The organism is Staphylococcus sp. GW823-FHT05F06, assembly GCF_058795495.1.
In genome coordinates this window covers 201,128-225,028 of the sequence record NZ_JBXAHW010000002.1, presented here as the reverse complement: position 1 = coordinate 225,028, position 23,901 = coordinate 201,128, and the positions used below count along the sequence as shown (strand labels likewise).

Annotated in this window: 24 protein-coding genes and 1 riboswitch; of the genes, 5 read left to right on the top strand and 19 right to left on the bottom strand. The window is 31.5% G+C overall.

The window, feature by feature from the left end; translation table 11 throughout:
- Positions 1-187 precede the first annotated feature (187 nt).
- The 5 genes from AC1Q7N_RS02625 to cmk all read right to left on the bottom strand — a co-directional run bounded on the left by AC1Q7N_RS02625 (position 188) and on the right by cmk (position 5,485).
- Complete coding sequence (locus tag AC1Q7N_RS02625; RefSeq protein WP_001043863.1) at positions 188-460, bottom strand: HU family DNA-binding protein; 273 nt, start codon at positions 458-460, stop codon at positions 188-190.
- A 170-nt stretch (positions 461-630) separates the two neighbouring features.
- Positions 631-1,629 carry an NAD(P)H-dependent glycerol-3-phosphate dehydrogenase gene (locus AC1Q7N_RS02620; RefSeq protein ID WP_001831154.1) on the bottom strand — a complete coding sequence of 333 codons (999 nt, stop codon included), beginning with the start codon at positions 1,627-1,629 and terminating at the stop codon, positions 631-633.
- A 20-nt stretch (positions 1,630-1,649) separates the two neighbouring features.
- Positions 1,650-2,960: a ribosome biogenesis GTPase Der gene (gene der / locus AC1Q7N_RS02615; RefSeq protein ID WP_001831042.1), complete on the bottom strand. Its 1,311-nt coding sequence runs from the start codon at positions 2,958-2,960 to the stop codon at positions 1,650-1,652.
- A gap of 215 nt (positions 2,961-3,175) precedes the next feature.
- Positions 3,176-4,354, bottom strand: coding sequence for a 30S ribosomal protein S1 (rpsA, locus tag AC1Q7N_RS02610; protein ID WP_001831057.1), 1,179 nt, complete (start codon positions 4,352-4,354; stop codon positions 3,176-3,178).
- Positions 4,355-4,837: 483 nt separating this feature from the next.
- On the bottom strand, positions 4,838-5,485 hold the full coding sequence (gene cmk / locus AC1Q7N_RS02605) for a (d)CMP kinase (protein WP_001830943.1): 648 nt from the start codon (positions 5,483-5,485) through the stop codon (positions 4,838-4,840).
- Positions 5,486-5,563: 78 nt separating this feature from the next.
- Between cmk and AC1Q7N_RS02600 the strand changes: the two genes are divergently transcribed.
- A complete protein-coding gene (locus AC1Q7N_RS02600) occupies positions 5,564-6,532 on the top strand; it encodes an asparaginase (RefSeq protein ID WP_001831213.1) in 969 nt (322 codons plus the stop codon).
- Between the two features lie 211 nt (positions 6,533-6,743).
- Here the strand turns inward: AC1Q7N_RS02600 and ypdA are convergent, their stop codons facing one another.
- From ypdA to AC1Q7N_RS02580, 4 genes are all read right to left on the bottom strand, one after another.
- Positions 6,744-7,730: a bacillithiol disulfide reductase YpdA gene (gene ypdA, locus AC1Q7N_RS02595; protein ID WP_001831121.1), complete on the bottom strand. Its 987-nt coding sequence runs from the start codon at positions 7,728-7,730 to the stop codon at positions 6,744-6,746.
- Between the two features lie 132 nt (positions 7,731-7,862).
- Complete coding sequence (ebpS, locus tag AC1Q7N_RS02590; protein WP_010959181.1) at positions 7,863-9,245, bottom strand: elastin-binding protein EbpS; 1,383 nt, start codon at positions 9,243-9,245, stop codon at positions 7,863-7,865.
- 156 nt (positions 9,246-9,401) lie between these two features.
- Positions 9,402-10,781: a RecQ family ATP-dependent DNA helicase gene (locus AC1Q7N_RS02585; protein WP_001831100.1), complete on the bottom strand. Its 1,380-nt coding sequence runs from the start codon at positions 10,779-10,781 to the stop codon at positions 9,402-9,404.
- On the bottom strand, positions 10,768-11,730 hold the full coding sequence (locus tag AC1Q7N_RS02580) for a YpbB family protein (RefSeq protein ID WP_001831191.1): 963 nt from the start codon (positions 11,728-11,730) through the stop codon (positions 10,768-10,770). The genes AC1Q7N_RS02585 and AC1Q7N_RS02580 overlap by 14 nt, the downstream gene beginning before the upstream one ends.
- A 108-nt stretch (positions 11,731-11,838) precedes the next feature.
- On the opposite strand from AC1Q7N_RS02580, the gene AC1Q7N_RS02575 reads away from it, so the two are divergent.
- On the top strand, positions 11,839-12,087 hold the full coding sequence (locus AC1Q7N_RS02575) for a ferredoxin (protein ID WP_001831262.1): 249 nt from the start codon (positions 11,839-11,841) through the stop codon (positions 12,085-12,087).
- A gap of 404 nt (positions 12,088-12,491) precedes the next feature.
- On the opposite strand, the gene AC1Q7N_RS02570 is transcribed toward AC1Q7N_RS02575, so the two are convergent.
- From AC1Q7N_RS02570 to AC1Q7N_RS02545, 6 genes are all read right to left on the bottom strand, one after another.
- Positions 12,492-13,031, bottom strand: a complete 540-nt coding sequence (locus tag AC1Q7N_RS02570) for an ECF transporter S component (RefSeq protein WP_001830988.1) — start codon at positions 13,029-13,031, stop codon at positions 12,492-12,494.
- 62 nt (positions 13,032-13,093) lie between these two features.
- Positions 13,094-13,229: riboswitch (FMN riboswitch) on the bottom strand.
- 393 nt (positions 13,230-13,622) lie between these two features.
- On the bottom strand, positions 13,623-15,389 hold the full coding sequence (locus tag AC1Q7N_RS02565) for an ATP-binding protein (RefSeq protein ID WP_001831150.1): 1,767 nt from the start codon (positions 15,387-15,389) through the stop codon (positions 13,623-13,625).
- Positions 15,373-16,098: a response regulator transcription factor gene (locus AC1Q7N_RS02560; RefSeq protein ID WP_001831066.1), complete on the bottom strand. Its 726-nt coding sequence runs from the start codon at positions 16,096-16,098 to the stop codon at positions 15,373-15,375. Before AC1Q7N_RS02560 ends, AC1Q7N_RS02565 begins: the two co-directional genes overlap by 17 nt.
- A gap of 133 nt (positions 16,099-16,231) precedes the next feature.
- Positions 16,232-16,969, bottom strand: a complete 738-nt coding sequence (locus tag AC1Q7N_RS02555) for a pseudouridine synthase (protein ID WP_001830978.1) — start codon at positions 16,967-16,969, stop codon at positions 16,232-16,234.
- Positions 16,962-17,504: an SMC-Scp complex subunit ScpB gene (gene scpB / locus AC1Q7N_RS02550; RefSeq protein ID WP_001830975.1), complete on the bottom strand. Its 543-nt coding sequence runs from the start codon at positions 17,502-17,504 to the stop codon at positions 16,962-16,964. The genes AC1Q7N_RS02555 and scpB overlap by 8 nt, the downstream gene beginning before the upstream one ends.
- Positions 17,497-18,228, bottom strand: a complete 732-nt coding sequence (locus AC1Q7N_RS02545; RefSeq protein ID WP_001831064.1) for a segregation and condensation protein A — start codon at positions 18,226-18,228, stop codon at positions 17,497-17,499. The genes scpB and AC1Q7N_RS02545 overlap by 8 nt, the downstream gene beginning before the upstream one ends.
- Before the next feature lie 97 nt (positions 18,229-18,325).
- On the opposite strand from AC1Q7N_RS02545, the gene AC1Q7N_RS02540 reads away from it, so the two are divergent.
- Complete coding sequence (locus tag AC1Q7N_RS02540) at positions 18,326-18,850, top strand: DUF309 domain-containing protein (protein ID WP_001831156.1); 525 nt, start codon at positions 18,326-18,328, stop codon at positions 18,848-18,850.
- 52 nt (positions 18,851-18,902) lie between these two features.
- On the opposite strand, the gene xerD is transcribed toward AC1Q7N_RS02540, so the two are convergent.
- The 3 genes from xerD to AC1Q7N_RS02525 all read right to left on the bottom strand — a co-directional run bounded on the left by xerD (position 18,903) and on the right by AC1Q7N_RS02525 (position 20,929).
- Positions 18,903-19,790 carry a site-specific tyrosine recombinase XerD gene (xerD, locus tag AC1Q7N_RS02535; RefSeq protein WP_001831286.1) on the bottom strand — a complete coding sequence of 296 codons (888 nt, stop codon included), beginning with the start codon at positions 19,788-19,790 and terminating at the stop codon, positions 18,903-18,905.
- 42 nt (positions 19,791-19,832) lie between these two features.
- Entirely contained in the window at positions 19,833-20,282 is a 450-nt protein-coding gene (gene fur / locus AC1Q7N_RS02530) for a ferric iron uptake transcriptional regulator (protein WP_001831103.1), read from the bottom strand.
- Between the two features lie 104 nt (positions 20,283-20,386).
- Positions 20,387-20,929: an NUDIX hydrolase gene (locus tag AC1Q7N_RS02525; RefSeq protein WP_001831173.1), complete on the bottom strand. Its 543-nt coding sequence runs from the start codon at positions 20,927-20,929 to the stop codon at positions 20,387-20,389.
- Between the two features lie 82 nt (positions 20,930-21,011).
- Here AC1Q7N_RS02525 and AC1Q7N_RS02520 point away from each other — a divergent pair, with 82 nt between their 5' ends.
- Positions 21,012-21,920 carry an aldo/keto reductase gene (locus tag AC1Q7N_RS02520; RefSeq protein ID WP_001831310.1) on the top strand — a complete coding sequence of 303 codons (909 nt, stop codon included), beginning with the start codon at positions 21,012-21,014 and terminating at the stop codon, positions 21,918-21,920.
- A 222-nt stretch (positions 21,921-22,142) separates the two neighbouring features.
- On the opposite strand, the gene AC1Q7N_RS02515 is transcribed toward AC1Q7N_RS02520, so the two are convergent.
- The gene (locus AC1Q7N_RS02515) at positions 22,143-22,901 is read right to left on the bottom strand and encodes an SDR family NAD(P)-dependent oxidoreductase (protein WP_001831231.1); all 759 of its coding nucleotides are present in this window, start codon (positions 22,899-22,901) and stop codon (positions 22,143-22,145) included.
- Positions 22,902-23,061: 160 nt separating this feature from the next.
- Here AC1Q7N_RS02515 and proC point away from each other — a divergent pair, with 160 nt between their 5' ends.
- Positions 23,062-23,877: a pyrroline-5-carboxylate reductase gene (gene proC, locus AC1Q7N_RS02510; RefSeq protein WP_001831307.1), complete on the top strand. Its 816-nt coding sequence runs from the start codon at positions 23,062-23,064 to the stop codon at positions 23,875-23,877.
- Positions 23,878-23,901 lie beyond the last annotated feature (24 nt).

Here is a 23,901-nt window from a genome sequence, read left to right as displayed (position 1 = left end):
TATATGTAAGTGATTGGGATGACGTAATTTATAAAATTTTAAAAACAAGACAGTCGATAATAAATATTTTAGTATTGATATGAGTTATGAAGTGTTGAATCTACTTAAAAATAAAATACTTAGAGCGATAGACCATTGATGTATAAGTTAAAAAGAAAAAGCCCTCAAAGGGGCTTTTTTAAGTAAATTATTTTACAGCATCTTTTAATGCTTTACCAGCTTTAAATGCTGGTACTTTACTTGCAGGGATGTCAATTTCTTTACCTGTTTGAGGGTTACGACCTTTACGAGCAGCGCGTTCACGTACTTCAAAGTTACCGAAACCGATTAATTGTACTTTTTCACCTTTAGCAAGTGAGTTTTGGATAGATTCAAATACAGCATCTACTGCTGAACCAGCTTCTTTTTTAGTTAAGTCAGCTTGTTCTGCAACTGCATTAATTAAATCAGTTTTATTCATTATGAATTCACCTCCTGAGGTTTTATAATGATATTCATTATATCATTATGTTTTGACTTTAACACAAGGGTTACTGTCATCGCAACGATTTATGTAATAGAAACGTTGGTTTTATGCGATTTATGACGAAATTTTTTAACATTCGCTCATAAAAAGTAATATTACACTCTTTATTCTGCTTTTTTGTCTCTTTCCATAAGTGTTCTAACACTTTTACTTACAGGGACATCTTCAAATAAAACTTCATATAATGCGTTAGTGATAGGCATCTCTACTCCTTCTTGTTGAGCAAGATGATATACTGATTTAGTTGTATAAATACCTTCAACCACCATTTTCATCTCTTTTAAAGCTTCTTCTGCTGTTTTGCCTTGCCCTAATTTAAACCCAAGTGTGTAATTTCGTGAATGTGTGGACGTACAAGTTACGATCAAGTCACCTATGCCACCTAGACCTAAGAAAGTCATTGGATCTGCACCAAGTTTCTCACCAAGTCGACTGATTTCGGCTAAACCTCGTGTCATTAAAGCTGCTTTTGCATTATCACCGTAACCCATGCCGGCAACGATACCACTAGCTATAGCTATAATATTTTTTAAAGCACCACCTAATTCTACACCTACTAAATCATTATTTGTGTAAACACGTAAATAGTCGTTCATAAATAAATCTTGAATAAGTTTGCTCACATTATTATCTTTAGATGATGCAGCTACAGTTGTAGGTTGTTTTATAACAACTTCTTCAGCATGACTTGGACCTGATAAGACGCCGATTCCTCCATTATGTTCTGAAGAGATAGAGTCCTCAATCATTTCAGATACGCGCTTAAATGTATCGTTTTCAATGCCTTTAGCAACATGAATAAAAGTCTTTTTAGATGTGAGTAATTGATCGATATCTTTTGATACTTCTCTAATTGCTTTTGTAGGTAGTGCCATAAGATAGATATCTGAAAATTGCACTGCCTTATTTAAATCTACAGTTGCTTTTATAGATGAATCTAATTTAGCATCTTTAAGATAATTTTTGTTCATATGATGTGTGTTAAGTTCATCTACATTCTCTACATTTTTGCCCCACATTAAAACATCATGACCATTTTGAGCTAATACATTAGCTAATGCAGTACCAAAACTACCCATACCAAAAACTGTAATTTTTCTCATTATTGAATTCCCCTTTGTTTTTAATTTCTTTTTCTTGGAATAATATGAATAGGTGTTCCTTCAAAACCAAAAGCATTACGTATTTGATTTTCTAAATATCTCCTATAAGAAAAATGCATTAATTCAACATCATTGACAAATACTACAAATGTCGGTGGTTCAATTGCAACCTGAGTTGTATAGAATACATTAAGTCTTCTACCTTTGTCAGTAGGTGTTGGATTCATAGAGATGGCATCAGTAACAACTTCATTTAGTGTAGAACTTTGGACACGCTTTTTATGATTTTCACTGGCTTGATTGATATAAGGGAATAATGTTTTTAATCTTAGCCCTTCTTTTGCTGATACGAACGCGATTTGAGCATAATCTAAAAATTGAAATTCATTTCTAACATCATCAGTGAATTTTTTCATTGTCTTACTATCTTTTTCAACTGTATCCCATTTATTTACTACAATGACAATAGCTTTACCTTCCTCATGTGCATAGCCAGCTACACGTTTATCTTGTTCAATTATACCTTGTTCAGCATCGATAACTACTAATACTACTTCTGAACGCTCAATCGCTTTTAATGCACGTAATACAGAATATTTTTCAGTCGATTCATACACCTTACCTTTTTTTCTCATTCCAGCAGTATCAATCAATACATAATCTTGTCCATCATAAGAGTACTCGGTATCAATGGCATCTCGAGTTGTACCAGCAACATTAGACACAATAACACGTTCTTCGCCTAAAATAGCATTGACCAAGCTAGATTTACCAACATTAGGTCTACCGATGATAGAAAGACGTATCGTATCTTCGTCATAAGGATCTTCTGATTCTTTATTAAAGTTTTCAACAACTGCATCTAGCAAATCTCCAAGTCCTAATCCATGTGAACCAGAAATAGGATATGGATCTCCAAAGCCTAAAGAATAGAAATCATAGATATCATTACGCATTTCAAGATTATCAACTTTATTCACAGCTAATACAACAGGTTTCTTAGATTTATAAAGCATTTGTGCGACCATTTCGTCACTTTGTGTAAGTCCTTCTCTAACATTGACCATAAAAATGATGACATCTGCTTCTTCAATTGCTATTTCTGCCTGTGCACGGATTTGAGTTTGAAAAGGAGCATCTCCAATTTCAATACCACCTGTATCAATGATGTTAAATTCATGAGTTAACCACTCGCCAGATGAATAAATACGATCACGAGTAACGCCTGGCGTATCTTCTACGATAGATATACGTTCGCCGACAACTCTATTAAAAATTGTAGATTTTCCTACATTTGGTTTTCCTACAATTGCTACTATCGGTTTAGTCATAGGATAAACTTCCTCTCTTTTTTAATCTACATAATTTTATCACAAGAGCAGATTTATTCAAAACTTGAATATGTTTATTTTACATGTTCGAAAAGATATATTTTGTACAGTATATCATTTAAAAAAAGACTCCAATTATCACGCGTAAATTTGATTTTAAGCTTACACGTAAATTGGAGTCATTACATTTTATATCGCAAATGATTTTAGTTTAATTAAAACTTAAGGTCTTTAAATTTATCACCAAAAACATCGCCTAATGTTGGTTTATCTTCATCATTATCATCTTCAAGATATGATTGAGTTGTGGATGCGTCACTTTCAATGACATTTTCTTTAGGTAACGTTGCTTTGATTGATAATGAAATTCTTTCATTATCTTCATCGATACCTAATATTTTTACATTAACTTGTTGTCCAGGTTCTAATACTTCGTTAGGAGAACCGATATGTTTATGATCGATTTCAGAAATATGCACTAAACCTTGGACGGATGGAGCAATTTCTACGAATGCGCCAAAGTTCGCCAAACGTACTACAGTACCTTCAATAACATCATCTTCGTGAAATTTCCCTTTAATGTTTTCAAATGGTGTTGGTAAAGTGTCTTTAATAGATAAAGAAATACGTTCAGAATCTTTTTCTACAGATTTAACTTTAACTTTGACTGCTTCACCTACTGACACAACTTCTTCTGGTGTTTGAACATGTTCATGAGATAATTCAGAAACGTGAACTAAACCATCTACGCCACCAATATCAATGAAAGCACCAAAGTTAGTTAATCGAGCAACTTTACCATCAATAACATCGCCTTCATTTAAAGAATCTAATATTGAAGCTTTTTTAGCGTCGTTTTCTAACTGTTCCACAGCTTTACGGCTTAAAATGACTCTATTGTTTTCAGGATCAAGTTCTTCCACTTTAATACGGATTGTTTGACCATCGAATACAGAAAAATCTTCAATGAAATCAGTTGAAATTAGAGAAGCAGGTACAAACCCTCTTTGACCAACGTCAACGACTAAACCACCTTTAACTACTTCAGTAACTTCAGCTTCAATCACTTCATCGTTATCTAGTTTTTCTTGTAAATATTCATAAGATTTTTCAGTTTCAAGTTGTCTTTTTGATAAAATGTATGCCCCAGTATCATTTTCTTCGTCGAACTCGATTTTAGTGACATATGCTTCGACTTCATCACCGACTTTTACAACTTCACTAGGGTTTTCGATATGATGTGTTGAAAGCTGGCTAATAGGAATAATTCCATTAAATTTGCCACCATTAATATGCACAACAACTTGTTTATCCTCTACTTGTTGAACTTCACCAGTGACTTTGTCACCTTCTTTAATATCATTAATCATTGATTCATTGAATTCTTCAGTCATCTTGTATGCCTCCTTATACACTACATAATTATAACATCTTATAAACGAGTAAAATTGTCAAGAGATACCACTTTATATGAATAGGTTGCTTCTATCTTTAATTTATAACAAAAGTTTAACAGAGCACCTAGTTAAGTGATGGTCAATTTAGTTTGTAGTATATTTAATAACATTGTTATTTTTATTGTAACATAAATTTTATGGCAATTAACCCTAAGCTCATAATAATATGAGGAATAAAAATGAAAAAGATATATTAAAATTGGTAATAAACATAGTATTACTTCTCTATAGAGGGGACTTGGTTAAAAATAAGTTTATTTACATAGTTCTCAATGGTCAAAAATAAAAGCCAGAGACAGAGCGTCCGTGGCTTTTCTATAAATCAATACTAATATATTCAATATTTTCGAGTCATTGATTATTAATTCTACTCCGCTTAAATGTTTACAATAAACAATATAAAAAGTTTAATTTTAACATTTAAAGTAGAGATAATATTTCATTTGTTACCTCTTCTATAGATTTGCCAGTTGTATCAAGTGTAATAGCATCTTCGGCTTTTTGTAATGGCGAAATTTCACGATTCATATCATAATGATCTCGTGCTTCAATTTCCTCCTTTAATTGTTCTAAATTTGATTCAATGCCACGTTGCTCATTCTCTTTTTGTCGACGTTCAGCACGTTCAGCAACAGATGCAATCATATAAACTTTTAATTCGGCATCTGGTAATACAACTGTACCAATATCTCGGCCATCCATAACGATACCTTTTTTAGCAGCTAATTCTTTTTGTATTTTCACTGCAAATGAACGCACTGGTTCTTTAGAAGCAACATAAGATACGTGATGTGTTACATCATTTTCTCTTAAATAATCAGTGACGTCTTGATTATCTAGTAAGATTCTTTGCCCTTTTACTTCATCATAAGTAAGCTCAAGTTTAGTGTTATTAATCAGATAATCAAAATTTTCGGGTTTGCCATTTTGTAAATATTTATATGTAATGGCACGATACATTGCTCCTGTATCAACATATATCATTGATAGACGACTGGCTACACGTTTAGCAATTGTACTCTTACCTGCAGCAGCTGGGCCATCTAGTGCAATATTAATTGAACTCATTATTTGATAACCTTCCTTGTTGTTTTATAGATATTATTTTATCATAAAAAAGTAAAGAATAAATAGGAGGAATACGTAATGAAACGTCTACTTATCATACATACTGGTGGCACAATAAGTATGTCACAAGATCAAACTAATAAAGTGATAACGAATGAAGAAAATCCAATATCACAACATCAAAATATCATTAGTCAATATGCAGAGGTTGACGAAATCAATCTTTTAAATATACCCTCGCCGCATATGACAATTTCGAATGTTGTGCGATTAAGAGACGAAATCATTACATATTCTAAAGAAAATATATATGATGGATTTGTCATTACTCATGGAACAGATACACTTGAGGAAACAGCTTTTTTAATAGATTTATTAATTGATATTCAAGAGCCTATAGTAATTACTGGAGCAATGAGATCATCCAATGAAATTGGTTCCGATGGTCTCTATAATTTTATTTCTGCTATAAGGGTTGCTTCTTCATCTGAGGCTAATCATAAAGGTGTTATGGTCGTATTTAATGATGAGATTCACACTGCTCGTAATGTGACAAAGACACATACTTCGAATATTAATACATTTCAAAGTCCTAATCAGGGGCCTCTAGGTGTACTTACCAAGAATCGAGTACAATTTTATCATCATCCTTACAGACAAACTACCTACCAATATATCGATGTAAATTTACGTGTTCCACTTGTAAAAGCATACATGGGTATGGAAGATGATGTACTATCATTTTATTCACAACAACACGTTGATGGTATAGTCATCGAAGCACTAGGACAAGGTAACCTTCCAAAAAGTTGTCTTAATGGACTACAGCAATGTCTAAAGAAAAACATTCCTCTAGTTCTCGTATCTAGATCATTCAATGGTATTGTTAGTCCTGTATATGCTTATGAAGGTGGTGGCGCAGATTTGAAAAATAATGGTGTTATTTTTTCGAACGGTTTAAATGGACCAAAGGCAAGGCTAAAATTACTAGTTGGTTTGAGTCAAGACATGACTCAAAATCAATTAGAGCGATATTTCGAAGAGTAATTAAAAAGAGTGGGACAAAATTCGTATCAAGTTCATTGTCACACTCCGATTTCTATTAGTTGTATGCATTGTCTATGAAACTTCTTTAGTGCAATTATACTATAATTAAGGATTACCTATTATTAATATGTGCATTTTAATTGAGTCATTGATTGACTATACATTAAGAAAGCTTGGGACATTGTTTAGTATCCCAAGCTTTTTGTAAGCTCTATGTTTCAAGAGGTGTTTGTTTTTTTGTCAAAATGCTTTGTGTAATGACACCACCATGATATTTACCATTTTCGATAAAAATAGTATTTGCATCATTACCCGCAGCAATAACACCAGCTATATAACAATTTTCGACGTTTGTTTCGAATGTTTCTCGATTATAAACAGGAGCAGTTCCATATTCATTGGTATGGATATCAATACCTATTGTTTTTAAGAAATCGTAATCTGGATGATAACCAATCATAGCAAAAACGTAGTCATTATCAATTTCTATAAGTTGACCATCTTTTTCATAAGTCACTGAATGATCGGTAATTTTGGTTACTGTCGCATTAAATTCCATCGTAATTTTTTCGTGATTGACTAATGATTCGAAATTGGGTAATATCCATGGTTTAATTGCTTTAGGGTACTGTTCGCCACGATATAAAACAGTTACATTAGCACCAGCTTTTTCTAATTCTAAGGCAGCATCAACAGCAGAGTTTTTGCCTCCAATAATAACAACATTTTGATTAAAATACGGATGTGCTTCTTTAAAGTAATGGAATACTTTTGGTAATTCTGCCCCTTCCGCTTCTAAAGTGTTATGTTGACCATAATAACCCGTAGCAACAGTTAAATATTTACATTCATATACACCTTTTGTAGTTGTAATTGCAAATTTATTGTTTATTTTTTTAACTGTTAAAACTTCTTCGAATGGATGTATGTTAAGTTGATGATGTTTAACGACTTCCCTATAATATACAAGCGCTTGATTACGTCTTGGCTTACTATCTTCAACAATAAAAGGAATATCGCCGATACTTAATTTATCACTTGATGAGAAAAAAGTCTGATGTGTTGGATAATTATAGATTGATTCAACAACATTACCTTTTTCAATTACTAATGTTTCAATACCTTTTTTCTTTTGTTCAATTGCCGCGCTTAATCCGCATGGACCGCCACCTATAATGATGCTTTCAATAGTTTGCATACTTATCCTCCTTTAATCACCAAATTATTATATCAGTTATTTTCTATTTTAGCTAAGACCTGAATTTTGAATTAAATAAAAATATAGCCCCAATATTGGTGTTTATCACCAATACTGAGACTATTAATAATGTTATTGAGGAATAACTAATGTTTGACCATTATGAATATTATTACTGCTTAATCCATTCGCACGTTTAATTTTATCTACGTTAGCTTGAGTTCCTTCTCCATAATATTGTATGGCGATACGATATAAGTTTTCTTGACCGTATACTGTATGTGATTGTTGACCTTGAGTTGCCTGTTGATTATTGCTATTTTGGTTTGCATTATCTTGTTGATTTTGGTTTGTATAATTTGAGTTATTATTGGCTACATTATCGTTATTATTAGTTGAAGTAGCGTTAGGATTTGAGGAACTATTATCAGAGTCATCATCTGCGTTCTTATCAGAATCAGATTTTTTGTCTTTGTTACTATCAGATTTTTTGTCTTTGTTATCTTCGGATTGCGCACCATCTTTTTTATCTGAGTCTTTCTTACTTTGATTCGCTATTTTTTGGTCATCACTTTTACTATCGTTGTGATTATTTAGAGCCATACCACCGAATATTGCTATTGCACCTAGAATAAGAATGGCTGCTATAAGTGGTAACAAGATTTTCATGAAACCACCTTTTTTCTTACCTTCTGATTGGTCATTGTACTGATTGTTTTGATTAGAATTTTTTTCCTCATTATGATGTTTATTTTGATTATTATGATGCGCAACACCAGCCGCACCAACTCCTGCAGCTGCGCCAGCACCGACTGCTGCTTTTTTGCCTTTTTTAGATTGCTTTTGGTCATCATTTTTAACAGATTTTTCGTCATTCTCATGGTTTGAGTGTTTAGAATCTTGTTTATCTTTTTTATTATGATGACGTTTGGATGTTTCTGCTGCACCAGCAACACCAGCTGCACCAGCTATTCCAGCACCTGTAGCTGCTTTTTTATCTTTGTTTGTTGACGGTTTTGATTGCGTACTTTCTGATTTACGCTTTTGTTGTTGAGCTTTAGGGCCGGGTCTATTTTGTGTTGATTTTGATTTATGTTCTGGTGACTCAGATGTTCCATTTACAATAGCTGCATCTTTTCCATCTTTCATTCTATTATCTTGTGATTGTTTTTCAGTTTTATTTTGTTGTTGCGATTTATCATGTTGTTGCTGTAACTGTGCTTCGTCATAACGGTCATCTAATGAACCTTCTGTAGTTTTAGCGTCACTATTTTTTTGATGTTTGTCGTCTTGTTGTTTGCTTTGATTAGTTGCTGTCTCTCTGCGTCTTTTTCGTCGTTGGGCATTTCTCGGAGGAAATTGTTGATTTGAGTTATTAGATAAACTGTTTTGAGAGTCAGCTTCTTTTTTATTTTCATTTGTTTTATCATCTTCTTTTAATTCTGTTTGATGTTCGTCTGGATTAATAGATTGACGATTCTTTTCGAAATCATCTTTAAAATTATTATTAGACACAACTATCATCCCTTCCATTTTAATTAATTCAATCACGTTATAACTCTATACCCAAGTTGAAATTAAATATGTAAAATAATTAAAAGTATTTAACACTGCTTAATTGGGTCTACATATTGATTATAGCTTGTTAAATTTCAGTAAGTAAAGTGATAGCTAGGTTTCGAACAAATTATATAATTTTTCATTAAAACTTAGTTTTCTTTTCACCTTTTTACGATTCAATATCTGAATAGGCTCTAATCTTGAATCTTGATCACAACATTGTTTTGGACTTTGAGGATGTTCGCCAAAAAATTCTAGTAAGTATTTACGTCGACATTGATCTAAATTAGTATAGCCCATCATTCTCATATAACCTAGTCGCTTACGTTGATATGATTGATGAAATATATCTTTAAGTTGGCTAAATGTGAATTGTATATTTAAAGTACTTAAAATTTTTTCCTTTTCATCTGGTAAGTGGTTTCCCGTCTCAAACATTGTAATATCGTCATCTGTGATAATATCAGTGAATAGTAGTGTTTCTAGAATAAAACTATCATCAGGTTGAAATAAACTAATGGCTTGACTTTGTTTACCATCCCTACCAGCACGACCAATTTCTTGTAAATAGTTAGATGGTGAAGATGATAAATGAAAATGTATGACTGTACGAATATCTTTTTTATTTATTCCCATTCCAAAAGCACTTGTTGCTACTATAACGGGGATGTCATTATTAAAAAACTGTTGTTGAACTGTTTGGCGTTCCTGATAACTTAAATCTCCATGATATATACCTGTTAGATATCCTGAGTCATAAATCATTTGAGCTAGTTCTAAACATCTTTTTTTAGAAGAAACATATATAATTGTAGGCCCAGAATTAGATAAAAATGGTAACAGCCATTCAATCTTCCCCTCATCATCATTAAAATTATAGTGTTGTAAGCTAATATTTTCTCGATTCATACTTTTTTGAACTACATTTAATTTGAGTGATAAAATGTGAGATAAATCAGTTTCTAATTGAGGTGGTGCTGTAGCTGTTAGTGCTAACACTGTTGCTGAATTAAAATGATGAATAATTTTACCAACTAAAGCATAGTGAGGTCTAAAATCATACCCCCACTCTGATAAACAGTGCGCTTCATCTAATACTATTAATCCAAAGTTGATATGAGCGATGTACTTAAAATTATGAGGTTGCAGTATATATTCTGGACTTAAATAAATAAATCGACTTTTACTTAGTCGTTTAATATTGTCTCTTTTTTCTACTTCGTCCATGCCGGAATGTACACATGCAACATGTGTTTCACCTTTTAACTTCATTTGCATAACTTGATCATCCATAAGCGAAATGAGTGGTGATATAATTAATGTCGGTTTTTCTAATATATATGTAGGGAGTTGATAACATAAGCTTTTACCGCTACCAGTTGGTAAAATTCCAAGTGTATGCCTTCCATGAAGGACACTATCAATAATTTCTTCTTGCCCCTCTTTAAATTCATCAAAACCAAACCATTCCTTTAAATTATCTTTCAGCAATTAAATCACCTCTTTCTATTCCTACTATAACTAACTTAATTTGAAAGTAAGTCCAATCAGTAAAATGTTCTTTATAAAATTTTAATCGTTCACCGCGATGTTTTTGATAGTAGTTTATAAATTCGAGAATATCTTTTTTATTTATAAATAATGTATAGTCTATCAAATAACCTTTAATATACATTTCTAGAATATGATCTTCAATTGTGTTAAGTTTTACATTTTGTAATTGAGCAATTTCTTTTAAATTGAGACCAGATTTTAACTTTTGATAGCTTAAGTATGTATTTGTTAGTAATGGTGAAAGAATGATAGCTTGAGAAAGTATTGGATATTTCGTTGAATCTTTTAATTGATTCAATATGTCAATCAGTTCATTCATTTCTCGTTCAAATAATTCTGATTGTGGTATACTCTCAATTAAACTTATTTGTTGTCTAGTATACATGGATTCCTCATATCCTTGTAAATAATAATGAAGAAATGTATGGTTATATTTATTATTTAAATTCTCAAATAATAAATATATTTCGTCTATAGTATTTGATACTTGATTTGATTCAATGACCTGATGATAAAGTTGTTTAACCCTTTGTTGGATATAGGTATTTTGAACGATTGGAATAAATGTATTTGACTCCTTGCGTGTATGAGATAACGTTTGGATAAGTAATTGTATGCAACTAAAGGTTTGAGTGAGACTATCATAAGTGTATTGTGGATGTATTTTTACTTGAATTGATTTTTTAAAATCATCCTTTTGGAGTATAAATTGCTCAAAAGTTGAATACTTTAAGTTAGGTAAACTATGATATAATGACAAAAGTTGTTGGCTTGACGCATCGAAAAACGTTTGGTGTGACTTCTTGCCTGTTAAAATATTATAGATACTTTTATTGGTTTTGTAGTTAAATGCATGACTCATAGCGTATGATAGTATATTGTACAAATTAAACCCTCACTCTATAAAACGAATAAATTGAAATGTAATCTATCGATGTCTACAATTGTATTTATAATACTAGTGTAGCATTTTTATCAAAGGAGGCGAATAAATATGGCAAAATATACAATCGTTGATATGGATACATGTATAGCATGCGGTGCTTGCGGTGCAGCTGCTCCAGATATATATGATTACGATGATGAAGGTATTGCATACGTAATCCTTGACGATAACCAAGGTACTGCTGAAGTGCCTGAAGAGTTATATGAAGATATGGAAGATGCGCTAGAAGGTTGTCCTACTGACTCAATCAAAATTGAAGACGAACCATTTGATGGTGACGCACTGAAATTTGAATAATATATGATTCTTAGAATACATAAAAATTAATCTAAATGATTTATTACTATTTATAGTATACAATTTGTATGAGAATTAATTTTTAAGGTAACTAGCCATAAACAATAAAATAATCAGCTATTAGATGAATTGATCCCCAAATGAATTGTTTAATATGATTCATTTGGGGTTGTTTATTAGGAACTAATGATGACATTTTATATGGCTCTTTAAAACCAGTGTTCTATTTGATAAGAAATTTAAAAACATAATACCTTAAAACGTTACGCTCACTATTGTTAAATTTTTTATGAGTTACACTTTCTTTATATCTTCAGTAATAGTATAAAGATAAAGACAATGTCCAATTTTGAATATGAACATTGTCTTTATAATAGATAAATAAAAAAGGTTTTAAATGTTTTTTATTTGATGATATGTCTTAATCTTCTAAATAACAGCACAAATATAATGGAAATGATTATGCCTTTAATTAAATTAAAAGGTATGACTCCAGACACAATAACAATTTTTACGTTATTAAGCACATCACCTAAATTAAATATCATTCCATATAATGGAAGTAACACAAAATAATTTAAGATGCTCAAAACAATAGTCATAACGATTGTACCTGTAATTAATCCATAAATTAAAGAACGATTATTTTTTCTTTTTCTATAAACATAGTATGATGATAGCAAAAAGCTGACGCCTGCTAAAAAGTTAGCTACTGGTCCAACAGGATCCCCTATATTGAATAGAAAATTTAAAATATTTTTGATGAGTGCAACGATAATCCCAGCAATAGGACTTAAGAGGAATGTTGCTAATAACGTCGGTACATCACTAAAATCGAGAGTTAGATACGGTGGTATAAATGGCAATGGAAACTTGATGAAAGTTAACACAAACGCTACCGCACTTAACATACTAATTGTAATCAAACGTTTGTTTTGTTGCATATATAATTTTCTCCTTCCATTCATCTTACTTAGAAAAGGAGGAAATTTGAACAACAAAAAACCTCCATCTTCTCCCATCCAGACTATACTGTCGGCTTCAGACTCTCACTGAATCAAGACAAAGCAAAAATTAATACGTTGTCGTCGCAGGCTTAGATTACTGCCGGTTGGGAATTACACCCTACCCCGAAGATGAATATATCAATTTTATTTTAAATTTATATTACATGATTAGTTTTAAAAACTCAATATTTCTGCTTACGGTTAATATAATGTTTTGACATTAATAACAAAATATGAAATCAATATATAACATGAATTTAAGTTTTAACACATAAAATATTTACAAATAAATAAATAGGCTTTATTGATTCTGAAATTATGTCTTTAAACTTGTAGAAGTTATTCAAATAAAATGATAATTAAATTTATGTTCAATTTAGTTATCTACTGATTATATACAAAAAAACGCCTGAGACATCACTCTGAGTCGCAGGCGTTTTTCATATATTATTTTTGATGTATTGCGTTATAATTTCTCTGTTTTCAAAAGAATCATTGAAACTGACAATTTATGATACTTTTCAGTTTCTAACTAATTTGTTTTGATTTAGGTAGTCTAATAATAAATGAAGTACCTTTGCCTAATTCGCTCTCAACATCAATACGTCCCCCGTGTTCTTCAATAATCATTTTACAAATGAAAAGTCCTAATCCGGTGCCTTGCTTACCTCTTTTTCGAGCAGCGTCCACTTTATAAAAACGGTCAAATACTTGTTTCAGATGTTCCGGTGCTATACCAGTGCCTGTATCAGTTATTGTTAAAATATTGAAATCTGAATCTTCATCAATAGAAATCTTTATAGAATCACCAGCTTGTGTATATCTTGTTGCGTTATCAATTAAATTAGTTAACACTTGGTCCATTCTATCCATATCATAGTTCCATAATTGTTCGTCATTATTAGAATCAAACGTCATTGTTAAACCTAATTCTTCACTTTGCATGCGATATTTAGACTCCATTTTATCAAGAAGGTGTTGAATAGGTTGTAATTCCTTCTCAACTGATAATCCTTCAGCATCCATACGAGCTACATTTAGTAATTCATTGACTAAACGATTAAGTCGCTTAGATTCATCTAAAACGATTGCTAATGAGTCACGTATTTCATCTGGTTCGGTAACTATACCGTCTACTATGGACTCAGTGTAACCCTGTAATAAAGAGATTGGCGTACGTAATTCATGTGATACATTTGCTATAAAATCTTTTTTCATTTGATCAAGATTATGTTCATTTGTCATATCACGGATGACCATGACAATACCACTTCTACCATTTGTTTGAATTCTATCTATATAACTGGAGATAAATACATAGTACCTTGTATTAATTTCTAATTCTAAATACTCATTCTGTTGTGATTCAAATGTTGCTTCAATTTGCTGTTCAATAGATTCTTTTGAAAAATCATCAATGTGACGCATAATATCATCAGCCATCTTGTTTGACAATATGATTTCACGTTGATTATTAATGCCTAGAACGCCTTCTACCATAGAGTTTAATAATGTATCTCTTATATTCTTAGATGAAGAAATTGCTTTGATATGTTCTTGAATTTCTACGTTCATGTTGTTAAATGCACGTGATAAATCACCTATTTCATCTTTAGTAGCGACAGTTGAAATTTGACTATAATCCCCTTCAGAAACTTTTTGTGCTTGTGTTTTTAATTGACGTAAGGGTTTCGTTATTCTATTAGATAAAAAGAATGCAAATATTGTGCTTGCTATAGTAAATATAATAGCAGTTATTAATATAATAATTGTAATAGCATTATTTGTATCTTCGATAGATTTCAAATCTTTATATATAAAAACACCACTATAATGACTTTGAGCACCTTTTTGAGCTTTCATTGGGTATCCTAGCAAAAGATAAGATTGAGAATTACCTTTATTTTTTATTGTAATATTTTGAGTTTCATACTCACCTTCTTTAAACACTTTTTTAAATTTAGTACTCTTTTTTATTTCATTAAACATTTGTTTTTTAGTGTCTTTATACGATGAGTCTGGTTTCTCGCTCATGTCTTTCATAATAATGAGGCCACCCGGTCCATCACCATCAATGAGTGTTTGGCTATTTTGGATAGCTAATGTTTTGTTATGAGACTTCTCAACAAGTGAACTAATTCTTTTGGCATCTTCTTTAATTGCATTTTCTGTTTCTTGCGTAAAGTAATATTGTATAAAAGTGATTAATGAAACACTTAATAAAATTAAAACTGTCGCTACTATTAAAATAATAGTTAACCACAGTTTTATAACAACACTATTTAGTCGGTTCATCACTAGGTTTTACCTCAAATTTATAACCGACACCCCACACAGTTTGTATCATTTGTGCAGCATCACTTGATACTCGATTTAACTTTTCTCTAAGTCTTTTGACGTGAGTGTCTACTGTACGCAAGTCCCCATAAAATTCGTAATGCCAAACCTCTTTAAGTAACTGTTCTCGATCAAATACTTTATTTGGAGTTTTAGCTAAATAGATGAGTAATTCATACTCTTTAGGTGTTAGATTCACTTGTTGATCATCCGCAAGGACTCGATGAGCGTCATTATCAATCACTAGATGACTAAATTCAATAATATCGCGTGCATGCGGTTCGCTTTGCTCAGTGTTTGCAGTTTGTGTACGTCTTAATAACGCCTTTACTCTCAATACTACTTCTCTAGGTGAGAAAGGCTTAACAATATAATCATCTGCTCCCGATTCAAATCCTTCAACACGATTTGTTTCTTCACCTTTTGCAGTAAGCATGATGATAGGTGTATCTTTATGTTCTCTAAGTTTAGAGGCAACTTCAATTCCATCCATTTCAGGAAGCATTAAATCTAAGAGGATGCACGCATAGTTGTTTTCAAGAGCAAGCTCGTAGGCTTCTTTACCATCTCTTGCTTCATGAATTTCAAAAGATTCTCTTTCTAAATATAATTTAAGTAATCTTCTAATTCTATCTTCATCATCAACGATTAAAATTTCGTTAGTCATACTTTCTACTACCTCCTACACTTGCTGTTAAATACATTTGTCATTATATCATAGGTTAACGTTATTGAGTGACTCAAAGGTTAACCTTGTGAAAAAAATATCAATCTTAATGGTAATTACATCTTTTTGGTGTTTATTTACCGTTTTCTGCCAAATGTCTTAATATTTTTACTTCATGTGGTGTAAGAACTCTTCCTTCACCGGCGTTCAAACCTTTTAAATCTATAGGGCCAAATTGAATTCTTGTTAACTTATTAACTTGATGACCGAAATACTCAAACATACGTCTAACTTGTCTATTTCGCCCTTCACTAATTGTAATTTCAACTAAAGTCGTATTTTTTTCTTTATCTTGCTTTTTTATTTTAACTTGTGCTGGTTGTGTGTAACCATCTTCTAATTCTATTCCTTTTTCAAGTTGCTTAATTTCCTCTCTCATTAAATAACCTTTTAATTTAGCAACGTATTTCTTTTTAATGTGATATCGAGGATGTGTCATCAAATTAGTAAATTCTCCATCATTAGTTAATAATAAAACTCCAGATGTGTCATAATCTAATCGTCCAACCGGATAAATACGTGATTCTAGATCATCAAAGTAATCCGTAACCACCCTACGTCCACGATCATCAGAGACACTTGTAATGACTTGAGTTGGTTTATAAAATAAAATATAAATTTTGTCTTCTTGTTCGATTTTAATACCATCAACTTCAACTAAATCTGATGGCATCACTTTGGAACCTAATTCTGTTACAGTTTGTCCATTGACTTTAACTCGTCCTTCAGTGATAAGTACTTCTGCTTTTCGACGAGATGTATATCCGCTATTAGCGATTCTTTTTTGTAATCTCTCTTGTTCTTTACTCATTTGACTCTCCTTTTTGGTTAACTAAATTACTAAAGAATTCATCCATTTCTGCTTCATCTTCTTCTGTAGTAGGTAATGCATCTAAGTTTTCGATTCCAAATACATTTAGAAATAAATCTGTGGTTATTAAATGATGGCTTCTAGAATGATCAACATCTTTGGCTTCTACTAATCCCCTAGCGATTAAAGTCTTTACAGCTCCATCCGAATTAATTCCTCTAATCATTTCTATATCTCCACGAGTCAGCGGTTGATTATATGCAATAATAGAGAGTGTTTCCATTGCTGCTTGGGATAATTTCATTTTAGACTTTTCTTTGACTAATTGTTCTATGTATGTAGAAGTTTCTTTTTTTGTTGTAAGTACATAAGTTGAGCCGTATCTTTGAATTGTTAAGCCATGTGAATGATATTTACTAACTAAATCTTCTAATTGATTGAGGTTGATGTCTAATATGTCAATAATTTGTTTTTGTTCTAATCCTTCATCGCCAGAAGTATATAGTAATGCCTCAAGTATTGCAATATTATCCAATGCTATAGTTCACTCCTCTAATTATGTCAATGTCATCAAATTGTTTAGTTTGTTTGATATTAACTATTCCTGATTTTGACATTTCTAAAATTGCCAAAAAATGAGTAACAACTTGTTCGACCGGTTCATGAAATGTAAATAAACTGAAAAAGTTAAACGATTCATGTTGTTTTAATCGTTCGGTAACCTGTGCTGTAGCTTGTTGAATCGTAAAGGTTTCTTTTTTAATTTCTACAGATTTAGGAGTGTTAAGTTCAACTCGATTTTTTACTCTTTGATAAGCTACAATCAATTCAGTTAAATCAATCGTTTGATTAGGATCCCACGATTCATTTGTCTCTAAATGAGTAAGGTCCGTCGGATGTTTAGTAAAATAAAGATCGCGTTCTTCTTTCATAGTATTTAATATTTCAGTATATTCTTTATAGTTTTGATACTCAATAAGTCTTCCTACTAAATCCTCACGAGGATCCTCTTCTATATCTTCTTCGATGCTCGTTTGAGGCAATAGTAATTTACTTTTAATCATTAGTAATTCTGATGCCATAACTAAATATTCACTAGCAACATTAATTTCTAGCTGATTCATCGCATGAACATATTGCATGTACTGTTCAGTTAAGGCTTTCATAGGGATATCATAAATATCAATTTCATATTTTTGAATTAGATGCAATAATAAGTCTAATGGACCATTAAATGCATCGAGTTTTACTTCATACATTACATCTACCTCTATATCAAATTGCATCGTTAATGCATATTTCACTAAATTATTATAGCATGAATACATACAACTTTTAAATTATGGGTGAAATCTAATGGATCAATCATTAATGGATTATTATTATCAATTTCATAAGCATCAACATTACTTCCTATGTCATGATATTTTAGAAGATGCTTGGAAATCACAAAATACTTTTTCAAAACATGATGCAGTAGTAAGTCTCATTTTGTTTGCAACAGCTAATTATCACTATCGTCGTGGGAATTTAAAAGGCGCATTAAAATCTTTTGAAAAAGCTTTATTAACTATTAACCACGCTAAAGATGACACTCAATTACACCTTAATATCAATGAATTTAAACAACTTATTGTGAAAATGATTGAAGCAGTAAAATTACAAAAACAATTTACTCCGTTACAATTACCTATTGAACCAGAGTTTCAGACACTTATTAAACGTAAATATCCGGATTATTTGTTTACCTCTCAAATAATTAAGGAACCTTATATTGTTGATCATCATATTAAACGTGACAGAACTGAAGTGATAAAAAATAGAGAACGTGCTCTATTCCATAGACAGTATCGAAACAAAAGCAATAAAAAAGACCAGTAAATTTATGGTTGGCTATTAAACATAAATTTACTGGTTACATATTCCTATATTACTAAGCTCTTGGATGAAACTGCGTATACATTTTTCTAATTTGTGATTTAGATACATGTGTATAAAGTTGAGTTGTAGAAATATCAGAGTGACCTAACATTTCTTGTACGGCTCTTAAATCAGCACCATTTTCTAAGAGATGTGTTGCAAATGAATGCCGTAATGTATGTGGTGTAAGCGTTTTATTGATATTAGCTTTCAAACCATATTGTTTAATGATTTTCCAAATGCCTTGTCTTGATAAAGACTTTCCATGCATGTTAAGAAATAGCGCTTGAGTTGTGGTTTGTTTGAGTAATTGAGGTCTTACGGTTTCAATATATGTAGTTAAATATTCGATGACGGTATCTCCTAAGGGAACGATTCTTTCCTTATTCCCTTTCCCGAAAACTCTTACAAATCCCATCATTAAGTTTACGTCTTCAACATCTAATTGAATAATTTCAGTTACACGCATACCTGTGGCGTATAAAAGCTCCAACATCGTACGATCACGATATCCATTATTCTTAGTTAAATCAGGCGTTTCCAGTAATGCTATTACTTCGTCTATTTCAAGCACATCTGGTAATTTCTTTTCATATTTGGGTGTTTCAATTAAAACAGTTGGGTCTTTAGCAGCATATTTTTCGCGTAATGCAAACTGATGAAAGCTTCTTATTGTAGAAATAAACCTTGCGAGAGATTTTGAAGATTGCCCCATATCTATAAGGTGTCCAAGACACTCTTGGATAATTTGTCTATCAATAAAATCGATATGTGAAATCTTGTTATCTTCAAGATAATCTTTATATTTTTTTAAATCTCTTCGATACGCTCCTATAGTATTGTTACTTAATCCTTTTTCAATTTGAATGAAATTTAAATATTCTTCAATGATAGTATTCATGTTGGCACCCCTATTGAAGCGGTAACTTGTCTATTGGATAAGTTATTGCTTATTTTTGGCTTGGCATTCAGAACATACACCGTGAAACGTTAAACGGTGATCTAAAATCTTGAAATTAAACTCATTTTCAACACGATTTTCAACCTCAGGTAATAAATCTTCTTCAATTTCTTCAACTTTACCACATTCCATACAAACAAGATGATGATGGAAATGCTTGGCTCCTTCTTTTCTTAAATCAAAACGAGCTACACCATCACCAAAATTTATTTTATCTAGCACTTTTATTTCAGCTAGCAATTCTAAAGTTCTATAAACGGTAGCTAATCCTATTTCTGGAGCCTTATCTTTGACTTTTAAGTACACATCTTCTGCGCTAAGATGATCTTTTTCATTTTCAATTAATACTCTAACAGTTGCCTCTCTTTGTGGAGTCAATTTATATGAAGATTGTTGTAATTGTTGCTTCACGCGATTTAATCGTTCTTCCACGGAAGCCTCACTCCTCTACTAAGAATTATAATCATTTTAATTTAATCCATGATTCATTTAATAAAATACCAATATTGTCGGTAAAAAGCAAGGAGATTTGCTTGTTATTTAGAATGATTATAATTTAATAATAGATGTTGCAATGCAATGATTGTTTTGGCATCCTCAATTTTATTATCTTTTAACAATGAATCGATTTGACTTAAAGGTACTTTGTGAAGCTCCACAAATTCATCATCATCTAAATTGGTTTCTCCAACCGTTAATTGGTCTGTGAAGTATATAGAAAGTTTTTCACTTGAAAATCCAGGAGACCCATACATATTAGTGACAAATTGCAAATCTGAAGCAATATATCCTGTTTCTTCTTGTAGTTCTCTAATAGCCGCTTCTTTACGATCTTCACCCTTTTCTAATTTGCCTGCGGGAATTTCCAAAAGTGGTTGATCTGCAGGCTTACGAAATTGTTTAACTAATAAAACTTCATTTTCAGGAGTTATTGCACACACTGCCACCGCACCATGATGAAATACAAGTTCACGTTTAGATGTGCTACCATCGGGTAATTCAACATCATGTACTTCTAAATCAATAATACTACCATTATATATAACTGTTCTATCGATTGTTTTTTCGTTTAATCTCATATTTAAACACGTTCCTTTTAATTGGTTTTATAAATTGATAAACTGAATTCGTCAGTTAAAGTGTATCGAAAGGAGACTGGACATGCAAAAAAATATTCTAAAAAGTGGCATCGAAATTTCTGAACTTGGGTTAGGTTGCATGAGTTTAGGCACAGATTATAAAAAAGCGCAACCAATTATTGAAAGTGCAATTGATAATGGTATTACGTATTTTGATACTGCAGATATTTACGATCAAGGAGTTAATGAAGAAATTGTTGGTAAAGCCTTAAAAAAATATCAAAATCGTGATGACATCGTTATCGGAACTAAAGTTGGAAATCGATTAACTGACGATGGACATATGACGTGGGATCCTTCGAAAAAACATATTAAAGAAAGTGTTAAGGGATCATTGAAACGATTAGGATTAAACCATTTAGACTTATATCAATTACATGGCGGAACAATAGATGATCCTCTAGACGAAACTATTAGTGCATTTGATGAATTAAAGCAAGAAGGATATATTCGTGCATATGGAATTTCATCTATACGGCCTAACGTGATAGACTATTATCTTAAAAATAGTCAAATTGAAACACTTATGTCCCAGTTTAATTTAATAGATAATCGCCCTGAAAGTCTTATTAATGACGTTCATGATAAGCAAGTTAAAATTCTAGCACGTGGCCCTGTATTTAAAGGTTTATTAACTTCAAAAAGTGTTGATGTTATAGATGAAAAATTTAAAAACGGTGTGTTAGATTACACTCAAGACGAATTAGGTAGCACGATTGCTTCTATTAAAGAATTGGAAAGTAATTTAACCGCGTTATCATTTAAATATTTAACTTCTCATGATGCTATGGGGTCAATTATTGTAGGAGCTAGTAGCGTTGAACAACTTGAAGAGAATGTCCGCAATTATTATAAAGAAATCAGTTTAGATCAAATCAAATCTGCACGTAATAGAGTTAAAGATATTGAATATACACAACATTTGAAATAAAAGGATATTAACCAACTTGTTAAATACCTAGATGACTATACTTAAATAAAGAGATCCAACAGATGAAACGGTTAAATGACGTCTGTAGGATCTCTTTACTTTAAGGCAATACAAAAATCATATTGATAACGTTGACAAAAGCCAAAGATGAGTTTTTGAAAAAATCATTTATAAAATGTTCATTCAGTCAATACTTTTGATTACCTTAAAATTGACCTGTGTTTAAACTTTATTTTTAAATAGATTTGGACATAATTTTTCTAGTGTACGTGGACATAATTGATAAAATTTAAGCATTATTTGCATCCATGATGGTTGATTAATTTCAATTTTATTTAGTATTATTCCTTCCACTATTTGCTTGGCAAGTTGTTGAGGTTGTATCATCATGTGTCTATAATTTTTAAAATACTTTAGAGTAGGATCTGCGTTTTTTTGGAATGGTGTATCTATTGGACCGGGCTGTACATTGAGCACTTTTAATTCCGGTTGTTCTAATCTCAATGCATTAAGAACGGCGCTAAACCCTGCTTTCGATGCACCGTAATGTGCCGCATTAGCCTGTGAAACAAGAGCAGCTTGACTAGATATACCAACGATATATGCTGCTTTTACTAATTGTGGTTGAATCACTTTGTATAACAAATTAAAATTTGTAAGATTAACCTCGTAAGTTTCTACTACTTCACGAGTTGAATGCTCACTTATAGACTTAAAATATCCAACACCTGAACTGTAGATGAAACCATTTATAGGTGTATTTAAAAATTTTTGTAATGATTCAATATCTTTTCGTTGCATTAAATCACATTTAATCACATTGATATGTTCAGGTTTAAAATAGTTTTCTTTGATTCGATTGAACTTATCTATATTTCTTGCAAGTATAGTAACATGGGCCCCTCTTTGAAGTAATTCATTGGTTATTGCAAAACCTAACCCACTCGTTGCTCCAGTTATAATAAAGTGTTTGCCTATCACGTCGCTCCTCCTTTATGTATATTTTAATAACAAGCTTAATAAGTGTGATAGCATTCAATTTTATTTATGTGTAATATTACTTATCTATGATATATGATACTATATATGCATAACTTTAAGTCAATGAATAGAATTCAAAATTGAAGGAGTTGAGTTGAATATGAAACTTGTATTTTATGGTGCTGGTAATATGGCGCAGGCAATTTTTACTGGAATTATTAATTCCAACAATTTAAATGCAAATGATATTTATTTAACTAATAAATCCAATGAACAAGCATTAAAAAGCTTTGCAGAAAAATTAGGGGTTAATTATAGTTATGATGATGAAGCATTACTCAAAGATGCCGATTATGTATTTTTAGGTACAAAGCCCCATGATTTTGAAAATTTAGCTAATCGTATTAGAGAACACATTACTAATGATAATAGGTTTATTTCTATAATGGCAGGTTTATCTATTGATTATATTCGTCAGCAGCTTAATACCAATAATCCATTAGCTCGTATTATGCCAAATACAAATGCTCAAGTTGGACATTCGGTTACTGGAATAAGTTTTTCAAATAATTTTGATCCTAAATCTAAAAATGAAGTGGATGAATTAATCAATGCATTTGGATCAGTTATAGAAGTCTCCGAAGAACATCTACATCAAGTTACTGCAATTACAGGAAGTGGGCCTGCATTTTTATATCATGTATTTGAACAATATGTAAAAGCAGGTACAGAATTAGGTTTAGAACGAAATCAAGTCGAAGAATCTATACGCAATTTAATTATTGGAACAAGTAAAATGATTGAGCGTTCAGACTTAAGTATGTCTCAATTAAGGAAAAATATTACATCTAAAGGTGGTACTACACAAGCTGGACTTGATGCACTATCTCAATATGATATTGTATCGATGTTTGAAGATTGTTTAGGTGCAGCTGTGAATAGAAGTATGGAATTATCACATAAAGAAGATGAATAAATAAAAACGCTTTTCTCCTAAGAT